This is a genomic window from Siminovitchia fordii DSM 16014 = CIP 108821 (genome assembly GCF_000374565.1).
Classification (GTDB): Bacteria; Bacillota; Bacilli; order Bacillales; family Bacillaceae_C; genus Siminovitchia; species Siminovitchia fordii.
In genome coordinates, this window is record NZ_KB894691.1 from 54,879 (window position 1) to 79,498 (window position 24,620).

A 24,620-nucleotide genomic window follows, 5' to 3' on the forward strand; every position below is an offset into this window, starting at 1 on the left:
TCTGTCTCTCTAAGCATCTTTCAAACGATAGTTTTTATGTCTCGAAACGAATGCTAAAGCTTCTTCAACTTCTTTACATTCCACATCAGCGAATCGACCCCTTTCGAAAAGTGGACAATCGGAGTTTCATCGGAAAAATCAAGGTTTAATGGAGAAAAGAGCGTGTTCCTTTGAATTTGAAAATCTGCCCTTTGCAGCGGCCATGGTGGGTGATGTATGTCTCCATAAAATATATTTATTTTGTCACAGGCTGTATAAAAACAATATTTTTCTGTGAGGAAGTGATCAAGGGTTCCGTTCACCGGAAAATACTCCTCCTGCTTCGCTGTGCAGGTTCCTTCAAACCGAACAGGCTGATTTTTTCGAATCGATTCGTAATAGATCGTGCTTCCTTTCGGTCTTATAGAAATGTCAGCCGAATGATACGGGAGCCGGTACCACCTCTTGGCAATATTCAAAGAAGCCCAGTCGTTTACATCGAGAGAAATGAAAAAAACCCCGGGTTTCCCCTTATGTTTAACATATGTACGTACGTTCATCTCTGAAAAAGGAGTTACCACAGAAAAGAAAGACAGGCCACGGAAATAAATACCCTCCATTGCAAACGCCACTATTCCAATCCATGCAGACCCGTCATATGTATCAATTTCAAGCTCGGAAGGAATAAAGGGACGGAGTTGTTCAGGCTGAACGGGCCAATGGAGAAACAATACATCCCGCCATGCCTGCCGCATGATCCAATTGTTTGGAGGAAGTGGCAGCGGACGATGTCCGTCTTCTTTATAGATATCCATGGTATCGTCTCCTTTCGTGAATAATTTGTGCTTTTTACTTGCCTTCTATGCTAACCACTATTTTTTCAAAGGCGTCACATAGTTTTCTCCATCTGAGAAACAATAGAATCAAGCCTTATGAGATTGGGGGACAAGAGCATGGCAGATATTTTGTCCTATATTACATTTGGAATCGTTGTTTTTATGTTCATTGTATTTGTGATGATGATTTTCAGCTGGCGCTGGATCGCGAAAATGATTGTAAGAAAAACGGGAAACATCATTTTTACAGATAGTTATCAAGAAAATATTATTGAGATGATTCCAGGCTTCAAGCATATGGGGATTCAAAATGTACTTGAAAACAATCTGCGGACTGAAAGCGGCGATGTTCTGAATCGTCCGCTTGGCTCTTCAAAAACTTGGCCGCATTTAGATTCGATTACATTTATCCCTGCACAGACTTCTCCGTTTGCCATTTCAGGAGACGAAGAAGTAGATGTAAGTGTAAAAATAGGTCCCAAAGCAAAAAAACCGATGAAAATAGATATTCCACTCATGATTAGTGGAATGGCTTATGGGGTTGGTGTCAGCAGAGAAGTCCGATTGTCTTTTGCTCAAGCAGCAAATAAAACTGGTACGGCCATCAATTCCGGTGAAGGCGGCATCATGAAGGAGGAATTGGAGGCTGCCGGAAAATATATATTGCAGTTTTCAAAAACGGAATGGGGAAAAGAAGAAGAATTCATCAAGCGTGCGGACATGATTGAAATCAAACTCGGACAAGGTGCGAAACTCGGAATCGGTACAAAGATTTCACCGAAAAACCTGACTGGCAGGGCACGTGAAGTGATGGGGCTGAAAGCAGAAGAAGATGCCGTCATCCATGAGCATTTTTTTGAAAACCAGACTTTGGAGGATCTGAAGGAATTGGTTGATGAGCTTCGTGACATGTCCGGCGGAGTCCCTATCGGGGCTAAAATGGGAGCCGGTGGAAAAATTGAAGAAGATATCGATCATCTTCTGGAAATGGGTGTAGATTATATCGCGGTGGATGGCGGGCAGGCGGCCACTCACGCCGGTGCGCCCATTTTGGCCGATGATTTTGGAATCCCTACGCTGCATGCAGTAGTCCGTGCTTCGAACCATTTAAAAAGGAGAAAAATGAAAGATCAGGTCAGTCTGATCGTCTCTGGGGGTCTTTTAATCCCCGGTCATTTTTTAAAAGCGCTGGCCCTTGGGGCTGATGCCGTTTACTTAGGCTCGGCTATATTATTTAGCGTTGCGCACGGCCAGGTGACCAAATCTCTCCCCTTCGAACCGCCAACGCAGGTAGTTTGGAATGAAGGGAAATATAGTCATCAATTTAAAGTAAAAGACGGAGCGGAATCGGCTGAAAAATTTTTGAAAGCAAGTACTGAAGAGATGAAAATGGCTCTGAGAGCGATGGGAAAACGTTCATTGAGCGAGCTTTCCAGAAGAGATCTCACTTCCTATGATGAACTGACGGCAAGGATGATTGGAATTCCGTTTACATTTAACCCGTGGCCAGAAAAGGGAAGAAAAAAATAGAGCAAAAGCTCGGAAAGGTACAAAATGGATGTCTTCACTTTTTAAACGAACAAGAAAAAAGCTATTTGAGAAAAGCGACAAAAAAATAGAAGAGTCTGATTTTCTATCCCCTTCATTGCCAGATAACTTGACAGTCATAAAGCAACAAACTGGGAATAGTCAGGACATTGTCATAAGACCATTAAAGACTGAAGCATCACCAGTAGCTAATTTGGCAATTGTCTATGTTGATGGAATTGTTGATGCCGCAACAGTCAATGAATTTATTTTTGAATCAATTATGGCCAATCCCCGGCAATATGAAGGGACATCTGAAGCACTTCTTCAGCATCTGGCAGACAATGGAGTGGCATTAGGAAGCTTAAAAACGGTTCAGGAATGGAAAGACCTTTTTCAGGAATTAATGGACGGAAACACAATTGTTCTTATCAATGGGACAAACCAGGCCATTTCGGCAGGGACAAAGGGCGGCGAGCACCGTTCCGTAGAACAGCCGGAGAGCCAAGTGACAGTCCGAGGCCCAAGGGATGGGTTTAATGAATCAATCCAAACAAATATTGCCCTTGTCAGACGACGCATAAGGAACCCGAATTTATGGACGGAGTCAATGAAAATCGGCCGAATGACAAAAACCAATGTAACCATCATGTATTTAAAAGGTGCCGTGAACGAAAAAATTGTGGATGAGGTCCGCAACAGATTAAACACGATTGATATAGACAGCATCCTTGAATCCGGTTATATCGAACAATTAGTTGAGGATCAGACCTGGACATCCTTTCCTACCTTGTATCATACGGAAAGGCCCGATACAGTTGCAGGCAATATCCTTGAAGGCAGAATAGCAATCTTTGTCGATGGAACACCATTTGTTCTTCTTGCACCTGCAGTTTTCATCCAATTTTTCCAGGCCGCCGAAGACTATTACATGCGGTTTGATATAGCCACCGCGCTTCCTGCGAATATTAATATTTTTCATTTCAATTATCGCCCCCTCCATTTACATTGCAGGGACAACCTTCCATCAGGAAATGATACCAACACAGCTGGTGATCAGTATTGCCGCTCAACGGGAATCAGTGCCGTTCCCGGCTTTTGTGGAAGCAGTCATGATGGAAATCACATTTGAAATTTTACGGGAAGCGGGGGTCAGGATGCCGAGAGCTGTGGGATCGGCCATTTCGATTGTGGGAGCGCTTGTCATTGGCCAGGCTGCCGTGCAGGCAGGGATTGTTTCCCCTGCTATGGTCATCATCGTTTCAATTACAGCTATTGCCAACTTTGCCACCCCCTCCTTTGCAATGGCAGTTTCCGCCCGTTTAATTAGGTTCCTGTTCATGGTGATTGCTGCTATTTTCGGAATGTATGGTGTGATATTGGGGATCATCGTTCTTATTGTGCATTTATGCAGTCTCCGATCGTTCGGCGTTCCTTACATGTCGCCGCTCGCCCCATTATCCTTCGGTAATCTGGGAGATACCATTATTCGTGTACCTTTGTGGGCAACAAGGGAAAGGGCAAACCTGATTATGCAAGGTGAACAAATCCATGGAAAAAATATGGCTAAACCAAAGCCACCTAACAAGCGGGAAATGACCATGAGTAAAAAGGGGCAAAGTGATGCCAATGAAACGTAAAATATTAGTCGCTCTGTTTCTTTTCCTCCATATGCTCATACTCTCCGGCTGCTGGAGCAATAAAGAATTAACAGACCTGGCATTTGTCATTGCAATTGGTTTTGATAAAAGTGAAGATGGAAAGATTGTCGGGACATTTCAAATTGTAAATCCAAGCAATGTAGCCGGGGGGCTGCAAGGAGGAACAATGGGAGATGCTTCTGCTGTCACTGTTTATACGTCAACTGGAAAAAATGTTTATGAAGTAACCCGGCAGGCATCCAGTAAACTGTCAAGAATATTATATTATTCACACGCCAACTTGTTGGTGATCGGAGAACAGTTGGCAAAGGAGGAAGGCCTATACAGGGTATTGGATACTCTTGATAGGGATATCCAGTTCCGAAACACCGCCAAGGTCGTGATTGCCCATGAAACAAAAGCAGAAGATATTTTAAAGGTTACTACTCCTGTCGATAAAATTCCTGCCAATAAAATTATGAAGACGTTAAAGTTTTCTGAAGAACTATGGGGTGGTCACGTAACAGTCAATATTCGGGATGTGCTTGAAAGTCTTTCCCTCCCTGGCAAAGAAACTATTATACCGGTCTTTAAAGTTCGAGGGAGTTTAAAAGAAGGAAAAAATATTAGCAACCTGCAAAACACCGAACCAAAAGCAACGCTTTCGGCTGACGGTTTGGCCATTTTCAAGGAAGATAAGATGATTGATTGGGTGGATACAAGGAAGGCAAGAGGCATTGTATGGACACTAGATAAAATAAAGGAAACGAATGTTCCGGTCGATTGGGGAGATAAAAAAGACGCAATAACCTATCAGGTTTTAAGGGAAAAAACAAAGGTTACAACTGACTTTTCCAACGGGAATCCTGTCATATCCATTCGGATCCAGGTAAAAGGCAATGTTGGGGAGGTGGATGTTCCCATCAACCTGAAGGATTTAAATGTAAGAAATAAAATTAATGAAAAGGTGGAAAAGAGAATTAAAGAGCAAGTACATGCATCCTTAAAACATGCCCAATCAAAAAAGGCGGATATTTTCGGCTTCGGAGAAAACATTTATCGTAATCATCCGCAAGCATGGGATCGATTAAAAAAAGATTGGAATGAAGAGCATTTCCCGGAATTGAAAGTAAAAGTGACGGTTGATGCAGCTATCGTACGTACTGGATTAAAAAATAGCCCTTACCTATACCAAATGAAAAATAACTCCGAATGAGAATATGGAGTTATTTTTTCTTGTTTTTAAAAAAAGCGATAATCAGAAATAGTAATGGAATAATAATTTGAAATGGCAACTGTAAATATAGAGCGATTCCTTTAACTCCCTCTTTCGCATGTTCTTCCATATTGCCCGCAATAGCGATGGAGAAAAACAAAACGACAAATCCAATCGGAAGAACAAGCTTCGTTGGTTCTTTAATATTCCATATGTCAGCCATCCCCATTGTAATTGCATAAAAGTAAATGCTGATTTTAAAAAATCCCAAAATGATTAATGCAAGCATAAAAAAAATATCAAGCCGCTCTAAGAAATCAGCTATCTCGATGGATTGGATGGTACCAAGGAGAGGGAATAGCGATCGTTCCACCTCGAAAACACCAAGAACACTAACATTTATCGCCATACTGATGGCCAAGTTCACTCCACTTAACCCTATGGCAAATAAGCTTACAGATTTCACCTTTTTCTTATTTGCAATATAAGGAAAAATCATAGCAAAAACAAACACTTCACCAAACGGAAAAAAGATAACCTGTGTCAAAGCCACTTTTAAAACTGGCCAAATACCGTCTTCAAGAAATGGCTTCAATCGATCAAAATCAATTAAACTGGAAAAAACAATAAATGAAAATCCTGCGATAGCCATTAAATAAATCAATACAAATAGGATTTCTCCTGTCCTAGCCAAGACTTCAATGCCTTTGCGGACAGTATAAATCACTACTAAAATCAATAATGTGTGATTAATGACCAACGGAGTATTGAGATATCCAACAACTGCAAGCATCTCCCCCAAGTCCCTAAGAATTCTGGCAGCAAAATATGTAAAATAAACCATAAATAAAAAAGCGGTTATTTTTCCAAAAAACTTCCCTATTATCTCCTGGACATAGGTCGTTGGTAATACATCAGGATAAATCAAAAATAGACCGTAATAAATAAAAAAGATTAAAAATCCGCCTATAGTTGAGATCAGTATAGCAAGCCATACGTTCTGCTTGGCATCAATGCCAAGCGGGAACAACAAAGCGCTTCCAAGTAGAAACAACAGTAAAAGGACAAACAATTGATAAGAACTGATCTTGGCCTTTTCCATGGATGGATCACTCCTGTTTAGAGAACCCTAAAGGTGAGCTCATTCACCGTTTTACCCATAATAAAACACTTTTATAACCATGACCCCTAAAGAAAAGAAAGTTGGCAGGAAGTGATTAAATTGAAAATAATCGTGATATTTTTATTAATGATGGCGTTGATGACAGTATTATCCATAAGTGCCAACCTATTTATCGGCATTGGATTCAAAGATGCCATCCGTGAATCGGCCAAATCTTTTTATGCCATGACCGTTTCAGAAAAAGTACTTTACACTTTATTCCCTTTAGTTATTTTTTTACACCCTCTTTATTTCCGATATAAAAAAGGAAAACAAAGCCAGAATGAATGAACGGCAGGATTTTCTGCCGTTTTTACGTTGGTTTCAATATTTTTTTCAATAAAAGTCCTGCCAACACTCCAGGAATGACACTGAGGATCGGAAGCCATATGGGGCCGAGCAGCACTCCAAATAATCTTACTTTTGTTGAAAAAATGACTCCCGCTGTAACAAAATAAGCTGTAAAGGCAAACGGAAGAAATGAATAAGGTTCCTTACCCCCACCTGCATCCTTGTACGCATCCCATATGGCAAAGAAATAGAGGCAGGGGTAAAACATGAGCCATTGAAAATCGGCTTGATTGATGGCCCTTTCGATATCCCCATGGAAGCTGGCAATGATAACCGCATTAAAGTTACCCATTACATTAACGAGAAATTCCAAAGCGATCAGTACAATTCCCTTTATATATTTTCCGTTTAATAACTGGCCAAATCCCGGTACGGCAATGCTCCAAAACAACCTTTCCTTCGCATTCACTTTCTTTAACCCTTCGACAAATCTTGTCGGTCAGGGGCAGAAGGCGGCTTTTCAAGCCATCCATTAGAAATCATGATTTCCGTCCCGTCCGTTACATATTCACCAACTTCAATAATTAAACGGCTGTATGCCGCTGCTAAATCGCTCCGAGGGCTTGCTATCATACTTTGGCCATAATAACCTGCACCGGAAATATTTAAGGAATTTGTGTGAAACATTAATAATTTATCGGAAAACACAGGTTCTCTAGAATCTGATACAGTTAAAATCCATGGAAGGGGAGTAGCAATGTCGCTTTCAGATAAAAACTTTCTGAATACAGATTCATGATGTTTGGCAATCTCTGACCCTCTTACCATGAATGTGCGGACTTCCTTTGACTCTGCAACTTGCGCAAAGCCTGTCAATAAGGCCCCTCCGAGACTGTTTCGCAATAAATTCATATACAAAAATGAAATCTCCGTGCTCGTTAAAGTCCTTTGTTTACCTATCCACCCTGACAAGAAGTGCTCTTTCTTAACAAATTCAGTGGTTTTCGGGTAAGGAATATAAGGTGCACGAATGAAAAAACCTTTTTCCTGCAGAAGAGTTGCAGTTCGATTAAATAACTCGGCTGACGACTGCAGGCAAGATGTAAAATGCTCCCGTACGTCTGGCCGGGCTGAATTTGTAATGGCAAGACTGTAGGCGCTCATTCCCAATATCCCTAAATTAGTGATGTACTGAAGAATCAACTCGTCCCCAAAAAGCCTAGGTGCATTCACATTTACGTCCTGTTTTGTAAACCCTACCGGCGTAGGAAGTCCCTCTTCGTCAAATAAATTCCTATCAATGTCGACATGCATTTCCGATAGCCGTAATGCATATTCAACAGATTCTTTAATATCCGGATCCTCTACGTGCTCCCGAAAGTAAGAAAGTACACACACTGCCATTGTATCCCGCAAATACGACATAAAATATGTGGACAATTCACTTGCCGTTAATTTTACATGGTCATGGTTTGTCATAAGAACGGACCTCCTTTTGATTATTGAATAGTATTCCCTTCATTAAAAAACTTATAATGCTTTATGCCAAATGCTTAGCAAGCATTTATTGTGGTAAAAAATGAGGGAAGACAGAAAATTGGGGAGGTTTCTATGCTCTACTTTGATACCGTCATCAAATTAGTACTGGGGCTAGGGGCTCTGCTCGCAGTCACTCGGCTGCTCGGAAAGAAAGAGATGGGGCAATTCACCCCTTTTGATTTCGTATATGCCCTCATTTTGGGCGCATTGCTAGAGGAAAGTCTTTACGATCATCAAATATCCATTTGGCAAATGCTGTTTGGTGTTGCCGTATGGGCTGTGTTAATTTATATAGTAGAGATTCTAGTTGGGAAAAACGACTTGCTAAGGGGCATTTTCAAAGGAAGTGCATCAAGGCTGATGAAAGACGGAGAGCTTGATCTTGAGAAATTAAAAAGTAACCATATAGAAATGGAACAGCTTCGTACAATGCTTCGTCAACAAGGAATATTCTCATTAAAAGATGTGAGGGATCTCTATTTGGAGACAAGCGGATCCATCAGTGTAAAGAAACATTCCTCCGCTGAACCGCCAACCGCAGAAATCCTTCGGATGAAAGTTAAAGACGAAGCACCGTCCATTTTGCTAGTAGACGAAGGACGAATACAAGAAGACATGCTGAAGTCCATCGGAAAAACGGACGATTGGCTGGAAGAGCAATTGAAAAGGGAAGGTTATTCGGACATAGATAATATTTTGTACGCAGAATGGTCTGAAACAGAAGGGTTTTTTATCAAAACATATCGTTCCTTAAAGGGGCAATCGTAGAAAAAGGATGTAAATCATGGATACTTTTATTGTAATCGGCGCCGGGATTTTCGGCGCATCCACAGCTTATCATTTGGTCAAATCAGGAGCGAAAGTGACCGTTATTGACCGGAAACACAAAGGACAGGCAACAGATGCAGCTGCAGGCATTGTTTGTCCCTGGCTATCCCAGCGGCGGAATAAAGATTGGTATAGACTTGCCAAAACAGGAGCTGCTTTCTATCCCGGCCTCATTTCAGAGCTTGAAAAGGCCGGGGAAACAGATACCGGATATGCGAAAGTCGGGGCCGTCAGCCTTCATACCGAACGGGAAAAACTGATTGAAATGAAAGAACGGGCTTTGAAGAGACGTGAAGGTGCTCCCGAAATAGGGGATATCCGTCTTCTGGACGAGGAAGAAACTCGAATGATGTTTCCTCCTCTGGCGGAAGGCTACGGATCTGTTTTTGTAAGTGGCGCGGCCCGTGTGAATGGACGTGCGCTGCGTGACTCCCTTTTGCGTTCAGCGGAGCGACTTGGAGCGCGAATCATTTACGGAGATGCACGACTCGTTTTGGAAGGGAAAAAGGTTGTGGGTGCCGAGGCAAATGAGGTTTTTCATCATGCTTCAAAGGTCATCGTAACCACGGGTGCATGGGTTCAGGAGCTAATGAATGCAATCGGTGTCGACTTTCGGTCGAAGGATTTGAAGGCGCAAATTGTACATATGGAACTGCCTGAAACACAAACGGGGAATTGGCCGGTGATCATGCCACCAGGAAGCCAATATATCGTGCCATTTGAAGATGGCCGGATTGTGGCAGGTGCAACCTATGAAAATTTCACTCATTTCGATTTGCGGGTAACGGCCGGCGGAATGCATGAAATATTGGAAAAGGCACTGGAAACAGCACCTGGCCTCACCGACAGTACCATTTTGGAAACGAGAGTTGGCTTTAGGCCCTATACGCCTGAATCGATTCCGGTACTCGGGGAGTTGCCTGGATTTGAAAACATCCTGATCGGAAACGGTCTGGGGGCAACTGGCCTGACCGCAGGACCATATTTAGGCTCGGAGCTGGCTCGTCTGGCTTTGGAGGAGGAGCCGGGAATGGATTTGAGCCTGTATCGTGTCGAGCGTGCGTTGGGGTGAGGATATGCTTTGACATAACAGCTATATCAAAACTTGGTGTATGACTGTTATATGCAGAGTAAATAATTAATCTCATGAGAACAAAAGCACTGAAACAAGAGCTCTTGCTAAGCGGTTTGATCCGGAACTATACGCTGGTCTGTGACATCGGCAGTACTTGATCTCTTGTCCGTTAAAGCTGGTCAAAAAAACAGATAATACGTTTCTAACAATTTATGCGTTTCCGGTCTTCCTGTAAAAGAAAAACCGGGCTGATCAAACAGCCCGGCTGCCTCTTTTAGCTGACATCCCGCTTTTTAAAGTCTTCGCTCTCCCAGAAGTCGGCGTTTTTAATGCCCACTTTCCTAGGATCAAAAACAGGGTCCAATCCTTGTTTTTTCTGTTCTTCATAATCTTTTAAAGCAATCATGGCCGGCTTAAACAAAATCAGGATGGCGATCAGGTTCAACCAACACATAATGCCCAGCCCGATATCCCCGAGATCCCAAGCTACTTTGGCCGTTCGGATGCATCCATAAAACGTAGTTGCCAGTAAGGCGATTTTTACGAAAAACATCGCAATCTGCCCGTTTCTTCCTCTTGTTAAATATGCGACATTCGTCTCGGCCATGTAGTAATAAGCCATAATTGTCGTAAACGCAAAGAAAAAGAGGGCAATTGCTACAAAGCCAGAACCGAATCCGGGCAATACAGATTCTACGGCAGCCTGTGTATAGCCCGGCCCGGGCTCAACATCACCAAGACGTTTGACAATATAGGAATTGTCCGGGCGAACCGTATTGTACATACCCGTGATAATAATCATGAATGCTGTAGCTGAACATACAACAAGGGTATCAATGTAAACAGAAAACGCCTGAACGATTCCCTGTTTGGCAGGGTGCGATACTTCGGCCGCCCCCGCAGCGTGGGCTCCCGATCCCTGGCCGGCTTCATTTGAGTAGATTCCCCGTTTTACCCCCCAGGAAATAGCCATTCCAAGAATACCGCCGAAGGCAGAATCCAGACCAAAAGCACTTTTAAAGATCAGCGCAATAATAGAGGGCAATTCTGTAATATTAAACGCTATGACAATTAGTGATACAAGAACATATCCAACAGCCATAAACGGAACAACCAATTCTGCCGTCTTTGCAATTCTTTTAATACCCCCAAATATAATGAAACCCAGTAACAGAACGATAAAAATGCCTGTGACAACAGTGCTGAGCCCAAAAGCATTTTGAAGACCGTTGGCAATGGAGTTTGCCTGCACCCCGGGCATCAGAAAAGCCATGGCTATAGCAGTTGAGACTGCGAAGATCACTGCATACCACTTTTTCCCCATACCTTTTTCAATATAATAGGCAGGACCTCCGCGGTATTGTCCATCTTGTTTCACTTTATAAATTTGCGCCAGAGTTGATTCTACATACGCTGTACTGGCACCAAGGAAGGCGATCGCCCACATCCAAAAGACGGCCCCCGGTCCTCCGAATGCAATGGCTGTTGCCGTTCCGGCAATATTACCGGTTCCGACCCGCCCTGAAAGTGCAACCGCCATCGCCTGGAACGACGAAATTCCAGCATCAGAGCTCTTCCCCGAAAATAGTTGTGTGATCATATCTTTGATAAGGCGAAGCTGCATAAAACGAGTCATAATCGAAAATAAAATGCCAATGCCCAGTGCCAAATAAATAAGGGGAGAACTCCACAATACACCGTTCAGCCATTCAACGAAATGTCCCACCTGCATTCCTCCTCATTTTATAAGACTATATCAATATATGTGTAAGCGCTTACAATTAGAATTATATACTGTAATAAAAAATAAAACAATATCTTTTACGGAACAAGTTGTGCCTATTTTTTCGAGCAACCAATACTCCCTTTGAAACACCCTTTTTTGAACCATCCCCCTTCATAATTCCTAATTTTTACAGTCCATCTTGTCCAACCTTTTTTTCTTCAACTGCACTCATCCACCACCTGCAAGAACCGTTTCAATCACGGATGGGTATGATGTCTGCAAAAAATAAAACAACGCACAAGCCCACTGTACGTTGTAAAATGAATTTGCAAATGATTGAGTTTAAAGCTGGCTAACTTAACATTTTGATACAGTGCTTGTTCGGTATCTCCAACGTATTTATAGCCAAAAAATCCCGATGATGACGAGCGCACCTAATATAATGCCGCCCACTTGCCCAATCATTGCCGGAGTCAGTACAGGCTTTGGGGTGAAAAACTTGATATCTTCGATATCCTGCTCTATCTTTTCCATCTTGGTTCTCATATCTTTTATCTCATTAAGCAATTGTGTATTTGCGTCTTCCCTGGCTTTCAATTCTTTTAATTCATTTAATAATTGCTGACTCATTTCTTCTTTTTCCATCTCGATATGCCTCCCTTTTTTCATAATACGACCAAACTTAATCTAAAGTTTCATGAGATCTTCAGACGTTTTACCTGTATGCCGGATACGAGGCCATGCGGTCCCTTTCTCTCCCCTCATCCAGAACAGATAAATGAATGTAATAAAATTGAATCGTTTCAGCTCTCCGGTACCGTACCAAAACGATTATATGCGTATATTCCCAAGGGGTAACTTGATGAACGTACAGATCCAACCCTGTGACATTGTAAGTCTCCCATTGCTTTGGGTGACAAACAGTCTAAAGATTGATTTCCTAACTGTTTGCTTTCGAAATTCATAAATGATAAAAATACGTCCATACAGGATCGATATTGTAAAATCACCACCACAACTCTTCAATTTTCAGACCGCTCCGAAGTGATAAGCTGCCATCTTCGGATATTAAACTGAGCAGAAGCTTCGACCGCTAAATTCACAGCAAAAAAATCGAAAAACAGTCCTATAGGCAGTATGCTTCCTAATCGCTAACAGCGACTCAATTTCCTCAGTCTCACTTTTCCCCCATTATGACAGATGCCTTGTGCTTTCTTTTACCAAGACGTCTTATCGTGACATTTTTAAATCCGCAGTTCTCCATCCACTTCTTTACATTCGTATCTGTAAATTTTTGATAGACCTCTCCCTTACCGGTCCGAATGGCGATCACTGCTGTCCCCTTATCTTTCAACACCCTATAAATCTCTTGTAGATTGGATTCAGGCTGAGTCCAAAAGTAAATGCAATGAATGCTGTAAACCTTATCAAAGGACGATTGAGAAAAATCCAGGCTTTCTGCATCTCCCACATGAAGCTCAACAATTCCTCGATCAATCCAATTATTGTTTTTCCGTGATGCCACTTCAAACATAGTAATTGAATGGTCAACGCCGACAATCTTTCCATCATGAATTTTTTCCGCCGACAAAATCATCGCTTGACCTGTTCCATAACCAATTTCCAGTACCCGATCATCCGGTTGCAAATCAAGACTTTTAATTGTTTCAACATGCTCGAGTTTATTATATCTGTCCATCATCCAGCCAAAGAACTTTCCAAGTGGACCCTTCGGCTTTCCAAACTGTCCCAGGTCGGCCATTGTGTTTCCCTCTTTCCGTTTTTTAATTGAAATATACCCCTAATTAAACATAAGGACCTATTATTTTCAACAGTCAAAATATATAAAAATCTGATTTATCCGACGCAGAACCATACTCCTTATGATAGACTATGAGAATGGTTGGAATATATACAAAATGGGGGGATTTTGTTGAAAGCGATTGTTCACGAAGGAAAGTCAGGAATTGCAGGTCTCTCTTTACGCGAAATGGAAGTTGGCCAGCCTGGCCCGGGTGAAGTAAGGGTTAAACTAAAAACAGCAGGGATAAATCATCGCGATTTATTTGTTCTTCACCGCCACAAACCAACGGAACCTCCGCTCATCATTGGTTCCGACGGGGCAGGCATTATCGATGCGATCGGTGACGATGTCACGGGTATCAATGTCGGAGACGAAGTGATCATCAATCCTGGATTGGGCTGGAAGGAAAAAAGCGATGCTCCGCCTGAGGGATTTGAGATTGTCGGGCTTCCGGACCATGGAACATTTGCCGATTACATCGTGATTCCGGCTGAAAATGCAGTCCCCAGACCCCAACATCTGATATGGGAAGAAGCAGGGGTATTTGGACTCGCTGCCCTTACAGGATATCGCGCCCTTTTTACGAGAGGAAATATTACACCTGGTAAAACAGTGCTTCTTCCAGGAGTCGGAAGCGGCGTTATCACCTTTATTTTAAAGTTTGCCAAAACAGCAGGAGCCACCGTCTATGTTACATCACGTTCAGAAGAAAAACTTCAGCGCGCCCTTGAACTTGGAGCCGATAAAGCGATCAATAGTGATGGCGATTGGAATGAACAGCTAAACGGCGAAAAAGTTGATTTAGTAATCGAGTCCGTTGGAGCAGCTACTTTCAACAAATCACTCGGCCAGCTCCGCCCAGGGGGAACCATCGTTACCTTTGGAGCTTCCGCGGGAGATGAAGTGAGTATTGACCTCAGGAGCTTCTTCTATGGACAGTACAACATGCTTGGCACTACCATGGGAAGTGCCGAAGAGTTCAAAGAGATGATCAAGTTTGTGGAAAAACATAAAATCAAACCGGAAATCGAAGCTATTTTTCCGTTAAGCAGATACGAAATCGCCTTCAACCGTTTGGAAGAGGCCGAGCAATTTGGAAAAATAGGATTCTTGATTGATTAATAATTGGGACAGGGCGGCTGCTCTGTCCTGTTTTGATTGGAATGGTCTTTGTTAATACAGCCAATTCGATACCTATTGGACCTTAAGGAGTTTATATATAATCAACATTTCAACCGTTCAGCCAGGTTAAAGCTTTAGTCGGGCTCGTTTAGAGGAGCTGTTGACATTGCAGATTATTCATTCTCAGTTTTAAGCGTTTTCTAATTTATACCCAATCGTGGATAACTTTGTGGATAATTTTACTTCTACGACATGTTTATCTTTTTTTATGTTGGTAACTCTCTATAGAAAAGTTTGTTTTACCACAATTGTGGATTCATGTAGTGGATATACAGGATTTTGTGGATAACCTCCTGGTAGACCTGTGGATATTTCTTCTTTTATCAAGAATACCCCAGATTTACATCTACTTTTTTAAAAAATGTGGACAATCATTTTTTTCTGTGTATAATTTTTGCTCTATTAATGGGTATTCATAAGGACACGCTTGGAATTCCTTTTACATATGCTAGTTTTGTAGGGATTTTTTGTGATGTTGTAGAGACCATTATTGGGGTGATGTCATTTGGAGTGGTTTAGCTCTTTCTTAATAGTAAATTTAATTGGAATAAGTGCAAACCTGGATAATACTGGTGTTGGAATTGCATACGGGCTTAATAATTTTCGAATACCAGCTTGGTTCAACATGATTATCAATATAATCGGTTTTTTTTACACACTGATTGGTGTTTATCTAGGCTCTTTAATTTCCCAAATTATTTCTCCCGCAGACATTGGACTAGTTTCATTTTTTGTGTTTTTCTGTATCGGAATAGTGACTATCTGCAATCGCTATTCAAGTTTGATTTATAGGAAAAAGCACTCTGGAACAAAAATACAACAACCTAGGCTGCGAGATGCTATTTTTCTTGGCTTTGCATTGTCGTTTACAAATATTGCTGCTGGAATTGGCCTAGCTGTTGCCTATGACACACTTATTTGGGAATTGATCATCAGCATAACATTATGGGGGTATATTTCCATCATGATAGGAAATGCGGTAGGGAAAAATCTTATTTCAAAAATGCTTGGTCGTTACTCTTCTCTTGTTGCGGGGCTTATTTTTATTGCAATCGGACTTAACCAATTACTTTAATATCGTTATTTAACGTTGTTAGTCGAATCATCATTTGGACAATTAATATTAATATAATGGAATGATAACTTGAAAAACAAAGAAAGGGATCATTTCCATCGTTATGTTAAGTTTGATTGCTTCCATCATTATATTTTTTATCGCGACTAATATTGACGACCTCTTTTTTTTGATGACTTGGTTTTCACAAGTAAAGACAACCGAACAAAAACTATGTATTGTAGCCGGACAATACCTGGGTTTTATACTCATTTTAATTTTTAGTTTTATCGGCGCTATTGGTGCTGTGCAGCTTTCTGCTGAGTGGATAGGTTTGTTGGGATTAGCTCCCATTTATATTGGGATCAAATCATTAAGGGACTTGTATCAGGTACGAAAAGATGCTAGCCATAACCTCGGATGGTTATTCAAAGTGGCCACAATCACCTTTGCAAACGGTGCTGATAATATTGGCGTATATATTCCGTTTTTAGCAATTCATAATCTTGAACGTATTATTTTGCTTCTGGTAATCTTTTTAGTCCTGGTAGCTGTTTGGTGTTACTTGGGAAATGCCTTAGTTAAGCAACCATTCATTTCCCGCATATTAGAGCTCTACGTTCAAAAGATGGTTCCTTTTGTATTCATAACTCTAGGCATCCTTATTATGATTAGACAAGGGACATTGATTTATTTTTATAGAGTTCTGCTGATCACTTGAACGGCGCATTGTAACAATATCTGCACATCCTTTTTACATGGAACTATTCCTCTAACGTTTTGCAATAATGGTTATCCGTATCATGTTTATATGTTCTGTTTTTCTTATCCTGCAAAACAACAAAAACCCTCGATTTATCGAGGGTTTTTCTTTTATTTTTTCAACAAAGCCGCACCAGCGATGCCAGGATTGGTCATTTCGTGTGCATCCAAAATTTGATCAAGCTCTGCTTCAGTCAGAACGCCTAGCTCAAGGCAGAGTTCACGAACAGAACGGCCCGTTTTTAATGCTTCTCCCGCAATGGCAGCCGCAGCTTCGTATCCGATATGCGGATTGACTGCCGTGATGATGCCAATACTTGACTCTACATAATGCTTCATTCTTTCTTCGTTGGCGGTGATGCCGGAAACGCAATATTCCGTGAACACTCTGAAACCGTTGGTCATCACTGTGATGGAATCCATCAAATTGTAGACAAGAACCGGTCCCATGACATTCAATTCGAATTGTCCCGCTTCCGAAGCTAGGTTGATTGTTTGGTCATTTCCGATGACTTGGAATGCGATTTGGTTGATGAGTTCAGCCATAACCGGATTCACTTTTCCAGGCATGATCGATGAACCTGGCTGTCTTGCAGGAAGATTGATTTCCGCAAGGCCCGCTTTTGGTCCGGATGCCATGAATCTTAGGTCGTTTGCAATTTTGGACATGTTCGTCATGCAGATTTTCAATGCGGCGGACACTTCTGTGTAAGCATCCGTGTTTTGCGTTGCATCAACCAGATTTTCTGCAGCCACCATTGGCAATCCGCTGATATCTTCCAGGTATTCAACAGCCAGTTTGATATATTTTGGATCCGCATTTAAGCCTGATCCGACAGCCGTTGCGCCCAAGTTTACTTCATAAAGAGCCTCTTTTGAACGGCGGATGCGCTGAATATCCCTTTTGATGACACGGCTGTAAGCACCGAACTCCTGGCCAAGGCGGATGGGAACAGCATCCTGAAGATGTGTCCTTCCCATTTTTACTACATGGTCAAATTCCTTTTGCTTCTCTTCAAAAGCGGCTTTCATATCTTCCATGACTGACAGCAATCCATCAAGAACATTCAAGACCGCCACATGGATGGCTGTTGGAACACTGTCATTAGTCGATTGGGCCATATTCACATGGGAGTTAGGGCTGATTGAGGCGTAATCCCCTTTCTTTTTGCCAAGCAACTCAAGCGCCCGGTTTGCAATAACCTCGTTGGCGTTCATATTCATCGATGTACCGGCTCCGCCTTGAATCGGATCCACGATAAATTGATCATGCAGTTTCCCTTCAATGATCTCCTGAGATGCCTCAACAATCGCTTGCCCTATTTCTCCCGGCAGCAATCCGACTTCAGTGTTAGCCAGTGCTGCAGCCTTCTTTACAATGGCCAATGCTTTAATCAACTCTTCATGAAGTTTGTTTCCCGTGATAGGAAAATTTTCCACAGCCCTGAGTGTCTGAATCCCGTAATAAGCATCAACGGGTACATTTTTAGTTCCTAAAAAATCTTTTTCCACTCGCGTTTCCATGACTGACGCTTCCATTTTTCCGTCTCCCATCTGGTATTCTTTTACATGCATAAAAGTCTGCCCGGATCAATTTTCAAGATCCGGGCTATCATAGGTTATTTATAGTTCCATCTTACATGGTTAAGCAGCTTTTGAAAACAGTAAGTTTTCAACATTTAATTTTCCCCATTCTTCTCCTATAAAAAGAAGTACCCTACTGAGCTGCTTTCTTAAACAGATCCCTTTCTCTCCATTTCCCGAATCGATAGTAGCCAAACGCAAGAATGCTGCTAATGACAAAACTTGCACCAATACCGACACCTACCCCTTTTTCTCCAATTAACTTCGCAAAAATGAACGTCAAAGGATAACGAAGCACCCAGAAAGAAATAATATTAAGCAAAAGTACCTGGAACATAGCCCCTGAAGCCCGAACAATACCGTTCCATACAAAATTGAGACCGAGAAACGGATAGAAAAAAGCGATGATCTTCACATATTCCGCCCCGAAGGCAACTGCCCCTTCATCAGAGATGAACATGCGAATCCCCCATCTTGCAAAAATAAAGATAACCACTGCCGCCAAGAACATAGCAGCCAAGTTCATAAGCAGAGCATACTTCGTGATCTGCCTGACCCGATCCCATTGCTTGATTGCGATATTCTGCCCCGCCATACTGTTGACTGCCGTACCAAGTGCATGTGCCGGAAGCATGATGATGCTATCCAGCCGCTGGGCTGCACCAAAACCGGCCACAGCATCCGGGCCGAATGAAGTGACAACACTCATAATAGCAGCAAGCCCTGCCGAAATCACTGTCATTTGGAGCCCGGAAGGAATCCCCTGTTTTAAAATGATGGATACCTCTTCCCTTTTTGGAAGCTTTGGTATGGAAAAAGGAATCTGTCTGAAGCGGATGCTGACCATCAGGCCATAAACAAAAGCAGCTCCCTGTGCAAAAATTGTCGCATAAGCTGCCCCTTCGATTCCCCAATCAAAGATGTCAATAAACAAAGGATCAAGAACCGTATTTAAAATAACAGCAACCAAGACGAAGCGGACAGGTGTTTTGCTGTTTCCAAGCGCCCGAAACACAGTGGAAATAAAGTTATAGCCAAACAAGAACAAAATTCCCAGAAAGTTGATTTGCAAATAACTGACACCCTCCGCAATCATTGAATCAGGAGTACCGAGGAATTGGAGAATGTCTTTTGCCAAGATAAACCCTACAACCCCAAGAGCTATTGCCATACCGCTTAAAATGACAACAAATGCGTTGACAAAACTCCTTAACCTAGCGTCGTCATCCTTCCCTTTAAGTTGGGAGAGGACTGTCAGCGTCGCATTATTTACGCCAATTATAAAAGAAAGAACAGTAAAAATGACCGTACTCGAAACCGCTACAGCTCCAAGAGCAGTTGTCCCAAGCAAATTCCCAACCCACAGACTGTCGATAAATTGATAGGATGTCTGAAGAAGGTTGGTAACCAGAATAGGGAGCGAAAAAGCAAGGAGCTGCTTCCCAATCGGGCCAGCCGTGAAATCCTCCTGTTTCATTGTAAAGATATCCTTTCCTGCATTGCTTTGATAGATACTACTTTCATTATATATGCTGGATTAAGGGAAAAGCATGATTTTGGCTTAAGCAGTTAATCAAACGTTTGATCAATAAATAGCCATTGAGGTAGTAGCGGCAAATCCTTATAGGTATCAATAGTTCCAAGCTAATCAAACGTTTAATTCATTCAGAGAGTCCGCTTAAACGGGATTTAATCAAACAATTGATTATGCGGCAATGGAGATCTGGGACGAATACACCTTCTGACTGAAGGCACGCAGAAAATGGAAAAAAACCCGGAAAACCGGGTTTATGATTGGCTCATTATTTAATGTTTAGCTAGTTTGGAATACAGTTCCGCCCTTCTATTGGCCGTATAGCTCATTTTTGGGTCAAGTTGCTGTTCGATTGGCATGTCCACAGTTCTAACGCCTACCGCCTGCTTCATTTCCAAAAGTATGTTTCCAGTCGCATCAATGACCATGCTGTCTCCACAAAATTCCAAATCTCCCTCTACCCCCAGACGGTTACAAATAATGACGGGGATTTCATTCTCCATCGCCCGGACTCTGGAAAAAAGATGGTGATGCAATTCGTATGGATACATATTGGCATTGACGATGACAATGAAGTCAGCTCCCTGCAATTTCAACGACCGGGCTATTTCCGGGAATTCTACATCAAAGCAGATCATTAGTCCCATTTTTCCAATTGGCGTCTCGATGACTTTAAACTCCGATCCCGGAGTAAAATGCACTTTCTCCTTGTCAAACAAATGCGTCTTTCGGTAAATGCCCAACACATCTCCATTATTATCAATCAGCGCGGAAGAAATGTAGAATTGCCCGCTTTCACCCTTCTCTGGAAAACTGATCACTGCGTACAGCCCATGTTCTACGCATAATTTTTTTATTTCAGTCATGCCTTGTCCTTCTTCCGTTTCGGCCATTCGGTCCAAATCATCTCCTACGGAATAACCCGTTAGGAATAATTCAGGGAATACAATCAAATCGGCCCGATCTCCTTTCGCCTCAATCATTGCGTCGGAAATCAATTGGAGATTATGCTGCTTGTCTCCCAGTTTTGGTGTCAATTGTGCTACAGAAACTTTAATCGCTTTCACAATGATCCCTCCTCACCTATAAATCTCATGCAAGTTTTGTGCCGTTTCTTAAAAAAAGTGTGGTTACCCAACCACACTTCTATTTTTTCTCAGTTAAATTTTCTGCCTCATAAACTGAAGTCCTACGATTATGAAGGTAATCAAGCACTTGTTTTTCAGAATTTATTTTAGATAAATTAAGATTGATCACAGGAATTTCCTCGTTATTTTTTCCTTTATAAATTTCCCGTCCACTTGGATGAACAATTTGGCTTTCACCAAAAAATATATTTTCATTGTCAAGTCCAACCATATTGGCCAAAGCTGTATAAACATGATTCTCCAAAGCACGCGCCTTGATAAAGGTATCCTGGAAATGCTGATAAGGAACCATGTTGGCAGCCAGAACAAGAAGGAGTTGCGCCTCTTTGAGGGAAAGGATACGAGCGGCTTCCGGAAATTCCATATCATATGTAATCATCAACCCTATGTTTCCCTCTGGAAGAGAAAACACAGGGAATGATTCTCCTGGAGTGAACCACTCTTTTTCACGATGATATAAATGGACTTTACGGTATTTCCCTATGATCTCACCATTTTTACCTATAAACAAAGCTGTGTTATACAGCAAATCTCCTTCCAACTCAGGAAACCCGACAATCGCTCCGACACCATACCTTTTTGCTTCTTCCCGGATTCTTCGAATGCTTGGACCATCCTCTGTTTCAGCCAGAATAGGAAGCTGTTGGTCCATGATATATCCCGTCAAGTATAATTCCGGAAAAAGGACATAATCAGCTCCCTTCTTACTCGCCTCCTCCAAACTTTTAAGGATCCGTAAAAGGTTCATCTCTTTATTGCACAATTCACAACGAAGTTGTGCCAAAGCAATATTGATTGTGTTCATTCTGTCAGCCTCTCTTCTTCCCGATATTGCTTTATTTTTTTTGCAATAGTCGACTGGTCGACTTGTAAAATTTCTGCCGCTTTATAAGTCGTTCCATATAGGTCATAAGCCCGTAAGATTAATTCCTTTTCCAATTGCTTCTTTGCTTCTTTCAATGGAGGAAGCTTATTCCCTGCATAGCTGCCTGAAATTTCAAATGGCATTTCATCTCCCGGCGGAGCCATTTCTTCTGATTGGGTGACAACCATCCTCTCGATTGTATTCTCTAATTCACGGATATTTCCGCGCCATGGATTTATGAATAAGCGGTCCTTTACGTTTGCTGATAAAACAAAATGACGGCCATATTGTTCGTTAAACTTGCGCACAAAATGTTCTGCCAAAGGAATGATTTCCTCCCTCCTTTCTCTCAGAGGAGGAATTGTAAGTGGTACGACGTGCAGACGATAATACAAATCCTCGCGAAATTTCTTTTCGTCCACCATCTGCTGCAAATCCTTATTGGTAGCTGCTATGATTCTAATATCAACGCTTACACTATTTGTACCGCCGACTTTTCTAAAAGTGTGCTCCTGCAGCACCTCAAGCAGCTTGGATTGTACAGAAAAGGGCAATTCTGCGATTTCATCCAGAAACAGGATTCCCCCATCCGCTAATTCAATCAATCCCTTCTTCCCCTTACTTCTTCCTCCAGTAAAAGCACCAGATTCATAACCGAATAATTCAGATTCAATCAAGCTATCCGGTATCGCCCCACAGTTAACTGTTACGAATGGCTGCTTTGAACGGGAGCTGGATTTATGAATGTAACGGGCCAGCATCGTTTTCCCTACCCCGGTTTCTCCCAATAGCAATACGGTGGAATCAACCTCAGATATTCGTTGAATAATATCAATGATTTTTTTCATTGCATCCGACTTCGCCGGCATATGATCCAGAGGTTCTTGGAAAGACTGCTGGAGCCCTTCCATATAAAAACCGCTGTCCAACCGGCAGATGAGCAGCAAATAATCCATTTCCGGATTTGAAAACGGAATATCCACAGTAAAGAATAAAATAAAGTCTCCCGAGTGCATCTTTGTAATATGAGACCCTTCCATCAAAGAAGGGGGAGCATCCACCACATTGCTCCAGTCAATATCAAATAAATGAATACCAACCGCCAATGAGAATGGAGTGGCGCCGAAAACCTTCGTTACATCCCCTTGTATCTTAGATATTCTATGTCTTTTATCCATAAAAACTGTTAAATAATCGACCATATAAAAAACCTCCCCTAAAGGGTAGAGCACACGTTAATGAAAATTGGCATCTTTAATGATTATTTTCATTATACTTCAGTTCCCAAAGAAATATCAATCGTTTTCATTCTGAAAAACACCTCTCCTCTTATAATATAATGAAAAAAATCATCATTAAGAGCTTTTCAACTATAAAGAATGCGTCTTTTTTGCATAACAAAATTGGCATGATAATTGCATATAAAATGTTAGTCTAATCAAAGCTAACAAATGAAAGGATGCATACTATGGAACAGAGCACTCAATCTCTTAAACGAACGTTGACTTTAATGCCAATCGTTTTATTTGGCCTTGCTTATATGACTCCCATGATTGTTTTTGGCATTTATGGTGTACTTGCTGAGGCAACGGAAGGAGTAGTATCCACTGCGTATCTAGTAGCCATGATCGCCATGTTATTTACGGCATACAGTTATGGGCAAATGGTGAAAGCCTACCCTGTTTCCGGTTCTGCTTATACGTTTACTCGGAAATCCATTAACCCGCATTTAGGCTTTATGGTCGGTTGGTCCGTCATACTTGATTATGTATTTCTTCCGATGGTTATTTGGCTGATTGGAAGCGTTTATTTAAATGCGGCATTTCCCGGTGTAGACATATGGATATGGATTTTGGTATTTATTTTAATTACCACAGCAATCAATGTAATCGGTATCCGTTTAACAACAAACATCAACTTAATTATGATGGTCTTTCAATTTCTCGTTATCGGATTGTTTATCATCTTATCCATTGTCAGTCTGTCAAAAGGGAATGGCATGGGCACCTTTTTTACAGCCACACCATTTTTTAATGGTGACATGTCTCTTTCGCTTGTTCTCGCCGGAGCTTCAGTCGCCTGCTATTCATTTCTAGGCTTCGACGCTGTAACAACCCTTTCAGAGGAAACGATCAATCCTGAAAAGACATTGCCTCGGGCTATCTTTCTTATTGCTTTAATTGGTGGAGCCATTTTTGTCTTGGCTTCATACTTTGTTCATCTCGTGTTTCCGGATTATACACAGTTTGCCAATTCCGACTCTGCCGGACTGGAAATCGCCCGCTTTGTCGGAGGTAACTTATTCAGCGCCATTTTTCTTGCCGGGATGATTACCGCTCAGTTTGCTTCAGGATTGTCTGCACAGGCCAGCGCCGCTCGTCTGCTGTTTGCAATGGGAAGGGATAATGTGTTGCCGAAAAAATTATTTGGCGCATTGCACCCAAAATTCCGCACACCCATTATCAACATTAGCGCTATAGGCATTATTGGACTTATAGCATTGGCAATGGATGTTTCAACTTCCACTTCATTTATTAACTTTGGAGCCTTTATCACTTTTACATTTGTCAACCTGTCAGTCATTGGGCACTACTTTGTAAAAAGTAAAAGACGAAACGGCAAGGGAACAATCCTTTATTTACTCCTTCCCTTAATCGGAACAGGGTTGAACATCTGGCTATTCACTAACCTGGATGTCCACGCTTTGACACTTGGATCCATCTGGGCTGCCATCGGCTTCGTCTATTTACTCATTTTAACAAGAGGATTTAAGAAAGAGCCTCCCGAGATGAAGTTCGAGGATGCGGAATAACTGTTTTTCAACAATTTTGTGATTCAGGAGGGGATCACGTCCCCTCCTCTTTTCTT

The 24,620-nt window shown here is 41.9% G+C and carries 21 protein-coding genes and 1 pseudogene; 10 read left to right on the top strand and 12 right to left on the bottom strand.

Going from position 1 to position 24,620, the window contains the following annotated elements; genetic code table 11:
* Positions 1–53: 53 nt before the first annotated feature.
* Complete coding sequence (locus C509_RS0111105; protein ID WP_018707013.1) at positions 54–794, bottom strand: YqjF family protein; 741 nt, start codon at positions 792–794, stop codon at positions 54–56.
* 138 nt (positions 795–932) lie between these two features.
* Here C509_RS0111105 and C509_RS0111110 point away from each other — a divergent pair, with 138 nt between their 5' ends.
* The 3 genes and pseudogenes from C509_RS0111110 to C509_RS0111120 all read left to right on the top strand — a co-directional run bounded on the left by C509_RS0111110 (position 933) and on the right by C509_RS0111120 (position 5,198).
* On the top strand, positions 933–2,345 hold the full coding sequence (locus C509_RS0111110; protein ID WP_018707014.1) for an FMN-binding glutamate synthase family protein: 1,413 nt from the start codon (positions 933–935) through the stop codon (positions 2,343–2,345).
* A 28-nt stretch (positions 2,346–2,373) separates the two neighbouring features.
* Positions 2,374–3,982: pseudogene (locus tag C509_RS24780) on the top strand (spore germination protein).
* A complete protein-coding gene (locus C509_RS0111120; protein WP_018707016.1) occupies positions 3,966–5,198 on the top strand; it encodes a Ger(x)C family spore germination protein in 1,233 nt (410 codons plus the stop codon). The pseudogene C509_RS24780 and the gene C509_RS0111120 overlap by 17 nt, the downstream one beginning before the upstream one ends.
* 10 nt (positions 5,199–5,208) lie before the next feature.
* On the opposite strand, the gene C509_RS0111125 is transcribed toward C509_RS0111120, so the two are convergent.
* Entirely contained in the window at positions 5,209–6,300 is a 1,092-nt protein-coding gene (locus C509_RS0111125) for a GerAB/ArcD/ProY family transporter (RefSeq protein WP_018707017.1), read from the bottom strand.
* Between the two features lie 120 nt (positions 6,301–6,420).
* Here C509_RS0111125 and C509_RS0111130 point away from each other — a divergent pair, with 120 nt between their 5' ends.
* Entirely contained in the window at positions 6,421–6,651 is a 231-nt protein-coding gene (locus C509_RS0111130) for a YczF family membrane protein (RefSeq protein WP_018707018.1), read from the top strand.
* A gap of 22 nt (positions 6,652–6,673) precedes the next feature.
* Here the strand turns inward: C509_RS0111130 and C509_RS0111135 are convergent, their stop codons facing one another.
* Together C509_RS0111135 and C509_RS0111140 are read right to left on the bottom strand one after the other, a co-directional pair.
* A complete protein-coding gene (locus C509_RS0111135; RefSeq protein WP_018707019.1) occupies positions 6,674–7,120 on the bottom strand; it encodes a hypothetical protein in 447 nt (148 codons plus the stop codon).
* A 5-nt stretch (positions 7,121–7,125) separates the two neighbouring features.
* Positions 7,126–8,130, bottom strand: coding sequence for a DUF3231 family protein (locus tag C509_RS0111140; RefSeq protein ID WP_018707020.1), 1,005 nt, complete (start codon positions 8,128–8,130; stop codon positions 7,126–7,128).
* A gap of 132 nt (positions 8,131–8,262) precedes the next feature.
* On the opposite strand from C509_RS0111140, the gene C509_RS0111145 reads away from it, so the two are divergent.
* Positions 8,263–8,958 carry a DUF421 domain-containing protein gene (locus tag C509_RS0111145; protein ID WP_018707021.1) on the top strand — a complete coding sequence of 232 codons (696 nt, stop codon included), beginning with the start codon at positions 8,263–8,265 and terminating at the stop codon, positions 8,956–8,958.
* 16 nt (positions 8,959–8,974) lie between these two features.
* Entirely contained in the window at positions 8,975–10,090 is a 1,116-nt protein-coding gene (locus C509_RS0111150) for an NAD(P)/FAD-dependent oxidoreductase (RefSeq protein ID WP_018707022.1), read from the top strand.
* A gap of 277 nt (positions 10,091–10,367) precedes the next feature.
* Here the strand turns inward: C509_RS0111150 and C509_RS0111155 are convergent, their stop codons facing one another.
* From C509_RS0111155 to C509_RS23850, 3 genes are all read right to left on the bottom strand, one after another.
* Complete coding sequence (locus C509_RS0111155; RefSeq protein WP_018707023.1) at positions 10,368–11,819, bottom strand: alanine/glycine:cation symporter family protein; 1,452 nt, start codon at positions 11,817–11,819, stop codon at positions 10,368–10,370.
* A gap of 399 nt (positions 11,820–12,218) precedes the next feature.
* A complete protein-coding gene (locus tag C509_RS23845) occupies positions 12,219–12,464 on the bottom strand; it encodes a hypothetical protein (RefSeq protein ID WP_018707024.1) in 246 nt (81 codons plus the stop codon).
* A gap of 532 nt (positions 12,465–12,996) precedes the next feature.
* On the bottom strand, positions 12,997–13,581 hold the full coding sequence (locus tag C509_RS23850) for a class I SAM-dependent methyltransferase (RefSeq protein ID WP_018707025.1): 585 nt from the start codon (positions 13,579–13,581) through the stop codon (positions 12,997–12,999).
* 171 nt (positions 13,582–13,752) lie between these two features.
* Here C509_RS23850 and C509_RS0111170 point away from each other — a divergent pair, with 171 nt between their 5' ends.
* The 3 genes from C509_RS0111170 (at position 13,753) to C509_RS0111180 (ending at position 16,580) form a co-directional block, all read left to right on the top strand.
* Positions 13,753–14,745, top strand: coding sequence for a zinc-binding dehydrogenase (locus C509_RS0111170; RefSeq protein ID WP_018707026.1), 993 nt, complete (start codon positions 13,753–13,755; stop codon positions 14,743–14,745).
* A 565-nt stretch (positions 14,746–15,310) separates the two neighbouring features.
* A complete protein-coding gene (locus tag C509_RS0111175; protein WP_018707027.1) occupies positions 15,311–15,880 on the top strand; it encodes a manganese efflux pump MntP in 570 nt (189 codons plus the stop codon).
* Between the two features lie 103 nt (positions 15,881–15,983).
* Positions 15,984–16,580: a cadmium resistance transporter gene (locus C509_RS0111180; protein WP_018707028.1), complete on the top strand. Its 597-nt coding sequence runs from the start codon at positions 15,984–15,986 to the stop codon at positions 16,578–16,580.
* A gap of 152 nt (positions 16,581–16,732) precedes the next feature.
* Here the strand turns inward: C509_RS0111180 and aspA are convergent, their stop codons facing one another.
* The 5 genes from aspA to C509_RS23855 form a co-directional block, all read right to left on the bottom strand.
* Positions 16,733–18,160, bottom strand: coding sequence for an aspartate ammonia-lyase (aspA, locus tag C509_RS0111185; RefSeq protein WP_026319810.1), 1,428 nt, complete (start codon positions 18,158–18,160; stop codon positions 16,733–16,735).
* 178 nt (positions 18,161–18,338) lie between these two features.
* Positions 18,339–19,682 (bottom strand): MATE family efflux transporter, encoded by a 1,344-nt coding sequence (locus C509_RS0111190; protein ID WP_018707030.1) that lies wholly within the window; start codon positions 19,680–19,682, stop codon positions 18,339–18,341.
* 329 nt (positions 19,683–20,011) lie between these two features.
* A complete protein-coding gene (locus C509_RS0111195; RefSeq protein ID WP_018707031.1) occupies positions 20,012–20,806 on the bottom strand; it encodes a carbon-nitrogen hydrolase family protein in 795 nt (264 codons plus the stop codon).
* A gap of 79 nt (positions 20,807–20,885) precedes the next feature.
* Complete coding sequence (locus tag C509_RS0111200; RefSeq protein WP_018707032.1) at positions 20,886–21,692, bottom strand: carbon-nitrogen hydrolase family protein; 807 nt, start codon at positions 21,690–21,692, stop codon at positions 20,886–20,888.
* Positions 21,689–22,954 carry a sigma-54 interaction domain-containing protein gene (locus C509_RS23855; protein ID WP_018707033.1) on the bottom strand — a complete coding sequence of 422 codons (1,266 nt, stop codon included), beginning with the start codon at positions 22,952–22,954 and terminating at the stop codon, positions 21,689–21,691. The genes C509_RS0111200 and C509_RS23855 overlap by 4 nt, the downstream gene beginning before the upstream one ends.
* 266 nt (positions 22,955–23,220) lie before the next feature.
* Between C509_RS23855 and C509_RS0111210 the strand changes: the two genes are divergently transcribed.
* On the top strand, positions 23,221–24,564 hold the full coding sequence (locus tag C509_RS0111210) for an APC family permease (protein ID WP_018707034.1): 1,344 nt from the start codon (positions 23,221–23,223) through the stop codon (positions 24,562–24,564).
* Positions 24,565–24,620: the final 56 nt, after the last annotated feature.

Excerpts from the sequence above, each read along its gene's own strand:
- C509_RS0111105 (WP_018707013.1), bottom strand. The coding sequence starts at position 794 with ATGGATATCTATAAAGAAGACGGACATCGTCCGCTGCCACTTCCTCCA.
- C509_RS0111110 (WP_018707014.1), top strand. The coding sequence starts at position 933 with ATGGCAGATATTTTGTCCTATATTACATTTGGAATCGTTGTTTTTATG.
- C509_RS0111120 (WP_018707016.1), top strand. The coding sequence starts at position 3,966 with ATGCCAATGAAACGTAAAATATTAGTCGCTCTGTTTCTTTTCCTCCAT.
- C509_RS0111125 (WP_018707017.1), bottom strand. The coding sequence starts at position 6,300 with ATGGAAAAGGCCAAGATCAGTTCTTATCAATTGTTTGTCCTTTTACTG.
- C509_RS0111140 (WP_018707020.1), bottom strand. The coding sequence starts at position 8,130 with ATGACAAACCATGACCATGTAAAATTAACGGCAAGTGAATTGTCCACA.
- C509_RS0111145 (WP_018707021.1), top strand. The coding sequence starts at position 8,263 with ATGCTCTACTTTGATACCGTCATCAAATTAGTACTGGGGCTAGGGGCT.
- C509_RS0111150 (WP_018707022.1), top strand. The coding sequence starts at position 8,975 with ATGGATACTTTTATTGTAATCGGCGCCGGGATTTTCGGCGCATCCACA.
- C509_RS23845 (WP_018707024.1), bottom strand. The coding sequence starts at position 12,464 with ATGGAAAAAGAAGAAATGAGTCAGCAATTATTAAATGAATTAAAAGAA.
- C509_RS23850 (WP_018707025.1), bottom strand. The coding sequence starts at position 13,581 with ATGGCCGACCTGGGACAGTTTGGAAAGCCGAAGGGTCCACTTGGAAAG.
- C509_RS0111180 (WP_018707028.1), top strand. The coding sequence starts at position 15,984 with ATGTTAAGTTTGATTGCTTCCATCATTATATTTTTTATCGCGACTAAT.
- aspA (WP_026319810.1), bottom strand. The coding sequence starts at position 18,160 with ATGGAAGCGTCAGTCATGGAAACGCGAGTGGAAAAAGATTTTTTAGGA.
- C509_RS0111190 (WP_018707030.1), bottom strand. The coding sequence starts at position 19,682 with ATGAAACAGGAGGATTTCACGGCTGGCCCGATTGGGAAGCAGCTCCTT.
- C509_RS0111200 (WP_018707032.1), bottom strand. The coding sequence starts at position 21,692 with ATGAACACAATCAATATTGCTTTGGCACAACTTCGTTGTGAATTGTGC.
- C509_RS23855 (WP_018707033.1), bottom strand. The coding sequence starts at position 22,954 with ATGGTCGATTATTTAACAGTTTTTATGGATAAAAGACATAGAATATCT.
- C509_RS0111210 (WP_018707034.1), top strand. The coding sequence starts at position 23,221 with ATGGAACAGAGCACTCAATCTCTTAAACGAACGTTGACTTTAATGCCA.